General features: G+C 43.4%; 13 protein-coding genes and 1 pseudogene. 6 read left to right on the top strand and 8 right to left on the bottom strand.

Annotated elements, in window-relative coordinates; translation table 11 throughout:
• The coding region (locus tag VQ643_RS15595) for a transposase (RefSeq protein WP_414201313.1) at positions 1-100 on the bottom strand (100 nt) is incomplete at its 3' end.
• Positions 101-254: 154 nt separating this feature from the next.
• Between VQ643_RS15595 and VQ643_RS15590 the strand changes: the two are divergent.
• A pseudogene (locus VQ643_RS15590) lies at positions 255-470 on the top strand (transposase domain-containing protein); the annotation flags it as partial.
• 321 nt (positions 471-791) lie between these two features.
• Here the strand turns inward: VQ643_RS15590 and VQ643_RS15585 are convergent.
• The 4 genes from VQ643_RS15585 to VQ643_RS15570 form a co-directional block, all read right to left on the bottom strand.
• On the bottom strand, positions 792-1,691 hold the full coding sequence (locus tag VQ643_RS15585) for a GIY-YIG nuclease family protein (protein ID WP_414201311.1): 900 nt from the start codon (positions 1,689-1,691) through the stop codon (positions 792-794).
• Positions 1,692-1,799: 108 nt separating this feature from the next.
• Positions 1,800-2,345, bottom strand: a complete 546-nt coding sequence (locus tag VQ643_RS15580) for a DUF4166 domain-containing protein (protein ID WP_414201309.1) — start codon at positions 2,343-2,345, stop codon at positions 1,800-1,802.
• Positions 2,332-2,724 (bottom strand): hypothetical protein, encoded by a 393-nt coding sequence (locus VQ643_RS15575; protein WP_414201306.1) that lies wholly within the window; start codon positions 2,722-2,724, stop codon positions 2,332-2,334. The genes VQ643_RS15580 and VQ643_RS15575 overlap by 14 nt, the downstream gene beginning before the upstream one ends.
• Entirely contained in the window at positions 2,725-4,152 is a 1,428-nt protein-coding gene (locus VQ643_RS15570; protein ID WP_414201303.1) for a TIGR01777 family oxidoreductase, read from the bottom strand.
• A gap of 235 nt (positions 4,153-4,387) precedes the next feature.
• Here VQ643_RS15570 and VQ643_RS15565 point away from each other — a divergent pair, with 235 nt between their 5' ends.
• From VQ643_RS15565 to VQ643_RS15550, 4 genes are read left to right on the top strand one after another with little or no spacing between them, the layout of a single operon-like run.
• On the top strand, positions 4,388-5,389 hold the full coding sequence (locus tag VQ643_RS15565; protein ID WP_414201300.1) for an ABC transporter substrate-binding protein: 1,002 nt from the start codon (positions 4,388-4,390) through the stop codon (positions 5,387-5,389).
• Between the two features lie 2 nt (positions 5,390-5,391).
• Positions 5,392-6,186 (top strand): ABC transporter permease, encoded by a 795-nt coding sequence (locus VQ643_RS15560; RefSeq protein WP_414201297.1) that lies wholly within the window; start codon positions 5,392-5,394, stop codon positions 6,184-6,186.
• Positions 6,183-6,971 carry an ABC transporter ATP-binding protein gene (locus VQ643_RS15555; protein WP_414201295.1) on the top strand — a complete coding sequence of 263 codons (789 nt, stop codon included), beginning with the start codon at positions 6,183-6,185 and terminating at the stop codon, positions 6,969-6,971. The genes VQ643_RS15560 and VQ643_RS15555 overlap by 4 nt, the downstream gene beginning before the upstream one ends.
• Entirely contained in the window at positions 6,968-8,188 is a 1,221-nt protein-coding gene (locus VQ643_RS15550) for an NnrS family protein (protein ID WP_414201292.1), read from the top strand. The genes VQ643_RS15555 and VQ643_RS15550 overlap by 4 nt, the downstream gene beginning before the upstream one ends.
• On the opposite strand, the gene VQ643_RS15545 is transcribed toward VQ643_RS15550, so the two are convergent.
• Both VQ643_RS15545 and VQ643_RS15540 read right to left on the bottom strand, forming a co-directional pair.
• Entirely contained in the window at positions 8,185-8,964 is a 780-nt protein-coding gene (locus VQ643_RS15545; protein WP_414201289.1) for a Crp/Fnr family transcriptional regulator, read from the bottom strand. The genes VQ643_RS15550 and VQ643_RS15545 overlap by 4 nt on opposite strands.
• 93 nt (positions 8,965-9,057) lie before the next feature.
• Positions 9,058-11,121, bottom strand: a complete 2,064-nt coding sequence (locus tag VQ643_RS15540; RefSeq protein WP_414201286.1) for a TonB-dependent receptor plug domain-containing protein — start codon at positions 11,119-11,121, stop codon at positions 9,058-9,060.
• Positions 11,122-11,320: 199 nt separating this feature from the next.
• On the opposite strand from VQ643_RS15540, the gene VQ643_RS15535 reads away from it, so the two are divergent.
• Positions 11,321-11,962: a CatB-related O-acetyltransferase gene (locus VQ643_RS15535; RefSeq protein WP_414201283.1), complete on the top strand. Its 642-nt coding sequence runs from the start codon at positions 11,321-11,323 to the stop codon at positions 11,960-11,962.
• A 125-nt stretch (positions 11,963-12,087) separates the two neighbouring features.
• Here the strand turns inward: VQ643_RS15535 and VQ643_RS15530 are convergent, their stop codons facing one another.
• Positions 12,088-12,669: a hypothetical protein gene (locus VQ643_RS15530; protein ID WP_414201280.1), complete on the bottom strand. Its 582-nt coding sequence runs from the start codon at positions 12,667-12,669 to the stop codon at positions 12,088-12,090.
• Positions 12,670-13,029: the final 360 nt, after the last annotated feature.

Raw genomic sequence — 13,029 nt, 5'->3', positions numbered from 1 at the left:
TAATACCATGCTCACGGCATAGCTCAGGGACTGGAACTCCAGCCTCATTTTGTTTGAGAATTGCCATAATCTGGCTCTCAGTGAATTTTGATTTACGCATAGAAAACTCCTTGAGTTTATATTAATGGAATTTTCTACAAATAGCCTCTGTGGTTTTGAGGGGGGATTACACCGCCAACCAAGCAGCAGATCATGTGCAGCCGCTCATTTAGCAGCAGAATTGCAACCCTTGGGCAAGATGAGCGAGGCTATAGCGCAGTACACAGCGCGCGCTGCTGCAGCTGTCAATGGCCATGACTCTGATCCAGTCCGCCAAACTCAACGGGCACGATCCGTATGGCTATTTAAAAGATATTCTGATGAGACTGCCGACTACGCCGCGAGGTCATGACCAGACATCTAGGAAGATGCAAAGCTTGAAAAACAGGCGAAAGTCGCGAAAAGTGCCCGAGAAAAAGACCAAAAAGTGAAAAAAAATTGTGAAGAATATTTTCAACGTATGGCGATTTGCAGATCAGTGGCCAAGGGCTAAAATCACTTGTAACCCTTGATTAATGTAGGTTGTAAAGTTATGTAGATTAGAGTCATATGCGATGGCTACGCACTCATAACCCGAAGGTCGTCAGTTCAAATCTGGCTCCCGCAACCAGATTTATCATTAAAGCCTCAAGCATGTATTTGTTTGAGGCTTTTTTGTTTCTGCCTGCTTTGTAGGCAGCACTGTAGGCTTTATTCTAATTGTTTACTCATACCAGAACCTTAAACTAACAGCACCTTCTCGCCTAAGTACACTACCCACCTCTAGCGATTTGATCCTCCAACTCTTTGAGCGCCTTACCATTTTCAGCGCACCAACTTTGCGGGCCACTTCTTGAGGAACCAGCAATAAATGAGGCAGCGTAACTAGATGAGCTCATAAGAATATCTTCAGTTAGGCGAAGATGGTTTTCCTCAGTGAGCAAACGACCATCAGCAATTAGCTGTTCTTTTAATTTCACAAGCCTGTCACTAAGGCTGAGGTTGTTTTTGGCAGTCATAGTAGAATTCTTTTTTAACACAAACCCTTCGTCAGTTTGAACGCCCCTAGCACTGAATCCTCGACCATTAAAGAAAAGCTCTCGACCTGTTAAGGTTTCAGAGATAACTACGCCAGTATCTATTAGTTGAGCACAAGACGGCTTAATCAACGGCTCTAATATCGGATACCCAAGCACACCCAAAAATAAACGAATATCCTCCAACAATTCATCCATCGACTCATATTCAGCGCGAGATAAACTTGACTGCTTAGGTGTATTTCCATTTTTTAGCGCGTATCTAGCTGCATTTTTAGCACGCGACTCAAGCTTTGCTTCAAGGTATTTAATGTGGGACTTGCTAAGATTGTCATCTTTACTGGAGAAAATAACGACTTCATTCCAAAAATCTTTTTCGCGATCATGCGAAAGCAATCGATCAGCAACGTTCTCTGACTCGCCAATGTAAGCTAAAGGCTTGGAATCACCTAACCTCGCCTCAAATAGAAAATAAACGCCTGGCTTAGCTGTTTCTGGCCACTCTTTAAGTTCATCTAAACGACTTCTAGGGCAAGCAATGGCCTGTCCTGTTCTATTAATGATTTCCGCATGCCTAAGGCCTGTCACCCTAGCGTCAGGTAAGAAGATACGAATAGATTTTCCGTATTGTTTCAAGTCTAGCCTCTAATTACTTAACCTATTTAAATACTGAGCGATATTGCGTTTAAATGCTTTAGGCAATTCAATTTCTATCTATGCCTATAAAAAGCTATTTAATATTCTTTATTGTCGAACTTGTGGCTCAACCTCAAGCTGCCCCTGATAACTAATAATCTCACCTAACAATGGCATGCTAACTTGCACAAGAAAGTGAAAAAGCTCGTTTTCTTGCCATTCTTTTCCACTAATTTTCAGGCCGCACCACGTTAGAGGTAAGCCAAGGCAACGGATTTTCTGTAAGTGCAGTTGCAAGCTGTTATCTAACACGCAAACCCGAAAGAAGAAGGTTAACGGCCCTACTTTTTCCGCGAGTAAATCGCCTTGCTGCCATTGTTTTGAAACAAACAATTGCTGATCAAAATAACGCTGCCATATTTCAACCTGTACTGTTTGTTCAAACTGCACGCGCAAAGGAACTTGCTCGCCTGCCTTGGGTAGTGAAACTATTTTCACCATCAGTTTAGCTAGTGGGTGCTTACCCACTTCAACGCGCGAAATGCCTTGATAAGCTTTAGGCGCGTTTAATAGATGCAACGCTTGCAGGGTTTGTGGCAGTTGTTCATAACTGTCGCCCAGCAAGCGTTGATAAAGTGATTTATTGTTTAGCATGCCGATAAGCCGCCCACAAAATCATGGCGAAAGGAATAATCCAAATAAGGTCATTGGTTAAAATGGTAATGCCCGCTTTGAGCGTAAATGTACCTTCCATCAGCCCATAAGCAAAACCAATAGGCCCAAGAATGCGCCCTAGTAGCCCTGCAAAAACAATCGGCCAATGCCGAATAGGGTTATGCCCAGCAGCTAAATAGGCGGCACCAAATACCGCTATCATCATGCCAATACATTGAAACAATGCAGGATATTTAGGCACTTCCATTCCTGCCAATAAAAACAGCTCATTAGGAAACAACGCCACTATAGTTCCCCATGTGATGTTATAAACACCTGCCAAATACAGTACTGCGCACATCCAAGGTTTACTGGTCATTTACTTTCCTAATAACTGTTTTAATGCGGCCTCTAGCGAGGCATATTGAAATTGATAACCAGATGCTAAGGCTTTTTCTGGAATAACATGTTGCCCTTTTAGCAACAATTCTTCTGCCATTTCACCCAGCAAGATTTTCATATTGGCTTCTGGAATACTAAGTTTACTTGGACGTTTTAATACCTTGCCCAACACACGGCTAAACTCAGCGTTATTAACAGGGGTTGGTGCAGTGGCATTAATAGCTCCTTGAATACTTGGCTGATTAATAATGTGCGCGATCAAGCCCAAGAAATCATGCATATGAATCCAAGACATCCATTGTTGACCTGCCCCAAACGTACCTCCAGCAAATAAATCAAAAGGCACTAGCAACTCAGGTAAAGCACCGCCATCTAGCCCTAAGACTACGCCCGTACGCAACGTCACTACACGTACACCGTATTGCTCTGCGCTCAGCGCTAACTGCTCCCATTGGGCACAAAGTTGATGCGGAAAACTGTTATCCGCTGCATTCGTATTTTCAGTAAAAATTTGCTCTGGGCTTGTGCCGTAATAACCAATTGCCGAACCACTAAGAAAGAGCGACGGCTTTTGTTCGCTACGTTGAATAAAATCGACTAAGGCCTGAGTGATGTTTAAGCGGCTATTGAGCAATAAGGCTTTACGCTTTTTGTTCCAGCGCTTACCTGAAATAGGTTCGCCCGCCAAATTAATAATGACGTCAAACGCTGTATTTAAGCTATCTAGCTGGTTAACTAAGGTAAAACGTCCTGTTAATTGCCCTGCGGTTTTTTCATTATTGCGGCAGAAAATGGTTACCTCATGCCCTGCATTAATTAAAGCTTGGCAGAGTTTTTTACCAATAAAGCCACTGCCGCCCGTAATTAAAAAGCGTTGCTGGGGAACATCTAATACCAGCTCAGGCAAGCTTTGTTTTTTTGAGCGCATAGCGCTGGATAAATCACGTAATGTCCACAGCAAAACCCCTAGCGCATAAAGGCTGGCAATCCAAGATAAAAATCCATGATTAACACCCACAAAAGCGCTTGGCTGTTGCAGCCATGCATACCACTGCGGCGCCATTACCGCTAAAACCATACCGTAATTGAGCGTTAAAATAGTATGTGTTATGCGTTCTGTGGCTGGCAGCTTACGGGTTTTATCTTCAACCACAAAATCCCACAGGGTTAACCCCAATTCAAGACAGAAAATTAAGCCAAACCAATACGCATAAGCGCCATGCCACTCAACCCACGCCAAAGAAATAAAGATGACAAAGTAGAAAAAATTACGAATACCATGAATCAACAACTCTTTTCTGGCGCTTTCTTTCCAGGGTAATTTTTCAGTAAATTCATGGTGATAGAGCGTATCAAAAGCGCCCAATAAGCCTTGAATAGCCACCAAGATTAAAACGACTTCCATAGTGCCTCTCCTAAACGCTTGAATGGCAGATTTAATAATTCTTCAATTAGATAACTCAGCGATTCTATATCATCTTGTTTAATTTACTTTTGGGCAAGAACAGATTCGATAATGGCACAGCTTACTAGCACTTTAGTGAGCACTTAGCCAAGACTACTTGATAATTATCATTGCTGCTAAGGCGACTCTTTCACTACTCTAGTGCAACTGATTATCACTCAAGAGCGGTATTGTTATGTCGAGGCTAATGCGCTTGTGCGCTGGTGTGGTAGGTCTTTTGTTAAGCGGTCTATTGCAGGCAACACCCGCTACAGAAAAATTAATTCTAGCAGGACCTATGGCTGGGGTTTCTTATGCTTTGGTGCATTTAGTTGAAAGTGGCGAATTGCAAAAGCGCAATTTAGCCAATGATGTAGAGCTTATTATTTGGAAAGACCCTGACCAACTACGGGCATTAACCTTAAAAGGCAAAGCAGATTTTATTGCTGTGCCTAGCAATGTCGCGGCTAATTTATATAACCGTGGCGTGCCATTACAGCTACTAAATATCTCGCAATGGGGCGTGTTATGGGTGGTTTCTCGCGAGCCTAACCTTAGCAGTTTGGTCGATTTAAAAGGCAAAGCTATTGCTATTCCATTTCGCGCCGACATGCCAGATATTGTGTTTACTCACCTTGCGCAACAACAAGGGCTGAATCCTAAGCAAGATTTCCAGCTGACCTATACCGCCACCCCTATGGATGCTTTACAACTCGTGCTAATGGGCAAATTAGACAGTGCTTTATTAGCTGAGCCTGCTGTGTCTATGGCGTTATTGAAAAGCCAAAGCCTGCCGGCCTCTTTAGTGGCTGCGCCGCTTAAACGCAGCCTTGACTTGCAACAGGAATGGGGCAAGCTCATGAATACGCCAGCGCGCATCCCTCAAGCGGGTATTGCTGTTTTAGGTGATAAACGCAGCGATACCAAATTAGTCGCCGCCTTTGAACAAGCCTATGCTCAAGCTAACCAGTGGTGTTATGAAAATGCGCCAGCCTGTGCCAAAGAAGTGGTTAAGCATATTCCCATGCTAACGGAACAAGCTGTGGTGGACTCCTTAGCGGCACAAACAAGCTATTATGCAACAGCGGCTGAAGCTAAAGCCGAAATTGAAAGCTTCTTTCATGTGCTGTTAGAACAACAACCAGCGGCGGTGGGCAATAAGCTGCCTGCTGCTGACTTTTACGCACCGAGCCATTAACCATGCGCCTAGCGTTAAAATGGCTAACTAACAGCTTAAGTTATCTCTGGAGCGGCTGGGGTGCGCTCACTAGCTTGCTGTTTTTCTTCGCTGCTTGGGAAATGGCGGCGCAATACTATGGCGAACTTATTTTACCTAGCCCACTGGTTGTTTTACAGCAACTAAGTCAGCTAATAGCGGCTGGCGTGGCATTGCCTGAATTATGGATTTCTGCACAGCGGGCACTGATAGGCTTGGCGCTGGCGTTGTTAGTAGGCAGCGTCCTTGGCTTGCTGGCGGGGTTTTCTTTAACCTCATCTATGCTGGCTCGCCCGTTAATTACGCTGTTACTGGGCATGCCACCTATTGCATGGTTAACCCTTGCCATGTTGTGGTTTAGCCTTGGCGATACAACGGCTATTTTCACGGTATTTATCGCCTGCTTGCCCATTGTATTTGCAGGCGCAATGCAAGGTACGCGCACCTTAGATAACCAACTGAATGCGCTGGCTAAAGTTTATCGGCTGCCTTGGTGGCAACGTCTAACGGATATTTATATCCCTCATATTATTTCCTATTTATTTCCTTCATGGATTACCGCATTAGGTACTTCGTGGAAAGTTGTCGTCATGGCGGAATTACTCAGCTCCAGTGACGGCGTGGGTGCAGCGCTGGCTATTTCTCGTGCGCAATTAGATACGCCTAACCTATTTGCATGGATCATAGCTGTATTGGGCTTGCTATTAGCCGCTGAATATTTGTTATTAGAACCGATAAAACGCCATGTTGAACGCTGGCGAGGAGCTAGCAAAGTATGAGCCAACTGGTTATTCAAGGGCTATCTCATAAATACGGCTTTAGTGAAGTACTAAGCTCTATTAACCTACAGCTCAACGCTGGGGAAACAGTTGCCCTTGTTGGCCCTTCTGGCTGTGGGAAAAGTACTTTACTACACCTTGTAGCCGGTTTATTAACGGCTAGTGAAGGCAAGATACATAATGGTTTTCGTGGCATGGCCTGCATGTTCCAAGAGCCACGCTTACTGCCGTGGAAAAACACCTTAGATAATATTGCATTAGGCTTAAAAGCTTTAGCTATCAACAAAACAGCGCGTCATAAACGAGCGGCTGAAATGGCCTTTACTGTAGGGTTAGCCAGCGAAGACTTAACGAAATACCCGCATGAATTATCTGGCGGCATGCAAAGCCGTGTAGCTTTGGCTAGAGCCTTGTCCATCACCCCTGACTTATTATTGCTGGATGAGCCATTTTCAGCCTTAGATATTGGTTTAAAACTGGAAATGTATGCACTGGTGCGCCAGCAAATCATAAAAGGGGCTACCAGTATTTTGATGATTACCCATGACCTAATGGAAGCCGTACGCTTAGCTGACCGCGTATTAATGCTTGCTGCCCAGCCCGGGCGTATTGTTGGCGAATATGCTATTGAACAACCCCATGCGCTACGTGATGATCGCTGGATATTCCAAACCACAGGCGAGCTTATGCAAGATGCTATTATTCGCAGCGGCTTTGGCTTGTCTGATGAGCCTTTGCCAGAAGCCTGCCACGCTCAGCACACGCACACAGGTTGCGCTGTATGAAAGACCTTAAACTCAGCCAAAGACCATTATTTTATTGTGGATTCCGCCCTTTTTTTACTCTTACCTGCCTTAGTGCGCTGCTGTTTATGGGCCTTTGGTTAAGTTACAGTCTAGGTTGGATTAGCTTATGGCAAATACCAGGCGGCTGGCTTGTATGGCACGCCCATGAGCTTATTTTCGGCTTTGCCAGCGCCGCCATTGCTGGTTTTGTGCTCACCGCTATTCCTGAGTTCACCCAAACACCCGCACTGTCTCCACGCCTTAGCCTGTGTCTAAGCAGTGTTTGGTTAGGCGCCCGCCTTGCCTATTTTAGCTCTGGCTTGGTTAGTCTTTACCCAGCACTGATTTTAAATCTTGTATTTTGGCTGATCTTATTACGCTATATCACGCCGCCTGTTTGGCAATTTTCACGCAAAAAACAATTGAGCTTCCCACTTTCACTATTGGCAATTGCCTTATTGCAGGTTGTTTTTTTTAGTCAGTTGCTAATGAATAAAAATGCGCTTATTTGGTTATATAGCTGTGTGCATTTATTAATGATACTCATCATTGTTGCCACCAGCCGTATTTCTATGAGCGTGATGAATAACAAGGTAGAAAATAAAGATGATACGACAACAGATCTAGTCTATATCGCCCGCCCTCCACTACGTTACTTAGCCATTACCAGCATTATTATCTGTGCTATCGCTGAACTTATCTTTGGCACCAGTGCCATTACAGGCTGGCTATCTTTAGCCGCCATGGCGGCAGTGTTTAATCTGTTAAATGATTGGCATATTGGCAAAGCATTATTTAGCCGTTTTGCCTTAATGCTTTACAGCAGCTATTGGTTAATGGCATTGGGTTATGGATTGCTAGGTTTAGCCTATTTAAAGGCGCCTATTTTACCATCAACAGGACGACATCTATTGACCGTAGGCGCTATGACGGTTTCTATCTTTACCGTACTTAATATTGTTTCGCGGATTCACTCAGGTTTATGGCTTGATCGACGTATTTGGCTCCCTTGTGCTGTGTTGTTATTAATCGCAGCCACTATTAGCCGAGCACTGGCCGGTTTTGTGAGTTATTTAGCGTATTTTCAAACATGGATTTTATTAGCAGGCATTCTTTGGCTAGCCGTATTTAGCTTATACGCCATCTATGTGCTGCCTATTTTATGGCGCAAACGTGAAGATGCCTTATGCGGCTGCGAAGAACCAAGCCATCATTAACCTGTAGTTTTACCTAATCTGCACTTTAGATAACTACAGCAATCAAGTAAGCCTCTACTTAATTGGCGGCTTGCACTGTGGCTTTGCAATTTAGGCACAGGCAAATCCACGCTGGCACACAGGCCTTCAATATCTAATAACACAATATCAGGGTTACGCCCGCCAATAAAACCTGCTTTACGAAAGCTCGCCATCTGCCGTGAAAAGGTTTCAGGCGCAATATTGAGTTGGCGCGCTAAGACAATTTGGCTGGTAGGCAAGGTTAGCCAAGCACTATTTTTTTGGATATATAAATCAACAAAGTAAGTCACCATACGTTGAGCCGCATTACTAATGGTGAGTAAATCAATACGGTTTAATGATTGCGTAATTGCCAGCGCCATCCCCTCTAACAATTGCATAGCTAAACTAGGCTGCGTCTGACAAAGGTTTAATAAGACTTTTTTAGGTATTTGTTGTAGCTGGCTATCTGTGACTGCTTGCGCGGATAACGGATATTGCGCATTAGGCACAAACATTAAGGTTTCAGCCATGCTGTCACCTGCTTCAAGGGTTTGAAAAACTTTCTCGTCCCCTTTAAAACTAGGGCGATACAAGCACACCGAACCGCTTTCAATCAGATAAAAATACTCTGCTTCTTGCTCAAAATAAAAAACATGCTCGCTAGCTTTAATATGGAGTAATGACGCCTGAGCCAATAGTTGCGTTTTTAAACTAGGTTCTAACTGCGCTAGAAAAGACTGTTTATGGAGTGAAAACGATAATAATGTACTCATAGCCTTGCATTCCTAGCGTTGAAAATTACACAAAAGCAAAAGCTGTTAGCCTATAAATCTATGACTAACAGCTCGTTTTACCACAGTTGTAAATCAAAAGCTGCCACTGATTGCCAAGGTTAAACTACGGCCCGGTGCTTTGATTTCATAACCACTTAACCCTTCAGTTAAATGTTCATGGTAGGTTTTGTCGGCAATATTGCTAAGGCGCGCATCAACACGTAAGGCTGACAAACCCGCCACCTGCCCAAAACCGTAGCCTAGCTGAGCGTCAGCGGTAACAAAGCCTGCCGTTTTATTCTCACTGCCATTACTAAAGCGCTTTGCAATACGGTCTTGCTTAGCTACCAAACGTAAGCCCGCATGCCATGACAAACCGATATCTGTCGGCTGCCCAATGCCTAAGCGCATTTCAGGGGCTGGCATTTGATACAACGGCTCATTATCTTGCTTGTTTTTACCACGTAACCATGTAAAACCAGCATCGAACATGAAATCAGCCACTGGGTAATTAAAGTCACCTTCCACGCCATAGATAATTACTTTATCAAGGTTTTCTGTACGCTTCATTGGTAGGCGATTTTGTGGATGAACTTGGTTCGTAACACGCCCTGCAATAAAGTCATCAATTTGTGTATAGAAGGTAGCCACTTGGAAGCTTTGCTCACCGTTACGTCCTTTTAAGCCCAATTCAGCGGTTAGCGAGCGTTCTGGCTTTAGCTGAGGATTGCCAAAGTGGAAATAACCATCACCACGTGCTGAGCCTTCAAAGCGCTCACGCATATCAGGCGCACGGTAGGCTTGTCCTAAATTACCATACAGATTTAAGGTTTCCGTCAGCGGCTGAACGACACCTACATTCCATGACAGATTATTATCACTGCGGCTTAAACCCGTCGTTTGTGATTCACCTTTTTGCTTGGCATCTCCTGAAACACGGTCATAACGTGCGCCAAGGGTCACTAAGCTAGAACCGATAGAAAACTCATCTTGTACGAACACACCAATAGATTTAATTTCACCACCTTTAAAGGGATCATTGCGTACAAACTTGTTAAAGAACGGCGCATTATTGCTGATATAGCGTTTGGGTTTGCCTTCCATTTTCCAGGCATCAACACCTACCGAGAGCCAGTGGTTATCTGTGATGGCACCATTCCATTGGCTACGTAACCCATGAGTAACAAAACGCACTTGGTTGTGCATGTAATCACGCTGTAAACGCTCAGCATAGGCTCGAATTTCACGGTACATTTCTTGACGATAAACATCCGTTGATAAGTTACCATTTAATACAGGTAAATCTAAGCCTACAGATAATAATTCGCGGTGCTGATTGGGTGAATGAATAGTGACTGTTCCCAGCGGTGGTGGCAAACCTGCACCACCGGGTTTTCCGCCTGTTCGCGCCGAACCTGGAAACCATACATCTTCATCATTATGGCGCTGCAAATTAACACGAAATACAACGTCCTCGGCTAAACGCTGTTTAAACTTTAAAAGATAACTATCTGAGTTATAGCCTGTGCGTTTTACACGCCCATCTGGGCTTTTATAATCATGTACATTGTTAGCCGCCACACCTACTAACAAGGCAGTGTTTGTATCACTTAACGTTACTAAGCCAGCGCCTGTAGTGGCTTTATCCACCGTACTATATGAAGTAGCAAAGCGTCCGCCTAACTTAAACTGCTCTGAAAACTGTGCTTCTGGCGTTAGCATATTCACTACCCCGCCCATAGCCCCGCTGCCATGCACTACGGAGCTAGGCCCTTTCACAACTTCAGCGCGCTCTAATAATCCTAAGCTCGCAAAGGACGCAATGGCACCTTGTGGCTGAGCAGAATTAACCCGAAAGCCGTCAACCATAATCACAATACTTTCTTTACTTAATCCTCGAATAACTGGGTTTTGCCCCCAAGCACCATCGTTTTGTAAGGCTAAACCTGCTTGCCCACGAAATAACTCCCCCACTACACCATGATCTGTAGCATCGGGTTTAACCACTGTAATGGCCTGTGGCGTTGTAAAACTATCACTATCATAACCACGCGCAGTGACTACTTGACCATCCAGCTCAACTGTATTTGCAAAGGAAAATGGAATACTCAGCAGCGTTAAACAGCTGACGGTTAATCGTGGAAATGGCGAGGGCATAAATAGCTCCTGACAAGAAAAGATACAAAACACTCAGCCAATCTAAAGCTAATGATAAGTATTCTCAATTGATAATTGTCAAGTTGCTAAAATTACATGATTTCTATGTTCTTTATCCGCTTGTTTTATTGGGATTTATTAGCTTTTTAAGTTAGTTTAATTCGCAATCATTTTTTAATCGTTAATCTTAGGAGCAATTATGAGCCGAAATAACGAAAAACATTGGTCAAACGTTGAGTATCTGCACCAAACCACAAGCAACCCAAATATTCATATTAAAGGTCAACACAGTTATTACAGCGATGCCTGGACTGGCAGTTTTGAGCACAGCGTGGTGCGTTATTTATACGGCGATGAGTACAGCCGCCAAGCATGGGAACCTCAATGGGAAATTGATCAACTTTATGTTGGTGATTATGTCTGTATTGGTGCTGAAGCTGTTATTTTAATGGGCGGCAACCACACTCACCGTATGGATTGGTTTAGCTTATATCCTTTTTTGGAACATATTACTCAGGCCTATCAAGGCAAAGGTGACACCCATATTGGTGATGGCGCATGGATTGGGATGCGCGCCATGTTGATGCCTGGAGTATGTATTGGTGAAGGCGCAGTCATTGCCTCTGGGGCTATCGTAACCAAGGACGTTGCACCTTACACTGTGGTTGCAGGCAACCCCGCCAAAGTAGTTAAACAACGTTTTTCTCAAGCAATTATAGATCGGTTATTAGCACTAAATATTTATCAACTGCCGACCGAGCAATTCAACGCTATACAAGCGGCATTATGCTCAAATGATATTGATTTTTTAGAAGACAGTCTAAAAAACTGGTTGGCTTAAAGGCAAAACTAGCAAACCACTGAGCAATTTTAGTCAGTCCATTTGCCTACTAAGCACCTATTATTCTATTTAGCTTAAAGCCTTGCCTTAGCTAGGCTTTAAGCAGGAGCCACTGTGCACTTTTTTTATGAGCCTTTGTATTTATTATAAAAGCTCTCACCACACATAACTTTAGTGAAGTCACCACTGGCTGTACTGGCTGATATTGGTTTATCAACCGCAACATAAATAAAGTTTTTCCTAATTTTTTTATCTGCACTAACAGCGATGAGTTTTCCATTGCGATCATATCGATCTGAATCATAATTCACGCAGTAGCCAATAGTGCTTCCAGAAGATTTGGTTTTTACAAGCATCACATGGTTATATGTAAACTGATAGCCTTGATTTTCATTGGTCAGATCTGTTCCCATTTTCTCACTTTCAACAAATGGGCGAGCCAAGCGATCAATAGCAGCCGCATACTCTGCATCCATACGCTGACTGACTACTTTTAAATCTGCCTCGGTAGCCGTCGAATACACAACGCCTTGCTTCGTTTTTTCAAGGCTATAGGCTTCCCATTCTTCAGCCTCGTTAACAAAGCTCATCGCTCTCCCAATCAGATCAGACGTGCGCGCCCATAAATTTTCGTTATTTCCAGTGGTACCGCAACCACTCATCAGCAATGTTGAAAGCAAGGTTAGCGATAAAATACTTTTTTTCATGTTCTCTCCTACAAATTAATCCAATACTGCTCAGTTTTATTGGGAGGTGTATGAGGCTTATATACCACAACAGCATCATGAGCTTCACTATACAAGAAAAGCTATTCACTTCTTTGCAATAGTCCACTAAACTGGAATTTTGACTAATCAGTCAAACGATTTTAAAGATAAGTATAATACTTAAAATTCAGAATTAGCTTATTCGGGAGAAGCTGATTCACATCAAATTAGGCTCCATATTTTTTTCATTATAGTCACCTAGGATACTCATAAAAAGGAAAATCACATGAACAAATGGACTGGCGAAATATACAATAATAACAATATAAAACTAATGAAATTCCATATTTTCTTTTCAAT

The organism is Pseudomonas sp. F1_0610 (assembly GCF_047470865.1).
GTDB lineage: Bacteria > Pseudomonadota > Gammaproteobacteria > Pseudomonadales > Pseudomonadaceae > JAZDRH01.
The sequence above is the reverse complement of the archived record's forward strand: the minus strand, read 5'-3'. Positions and strand labels throughout refer to the sequence as shown.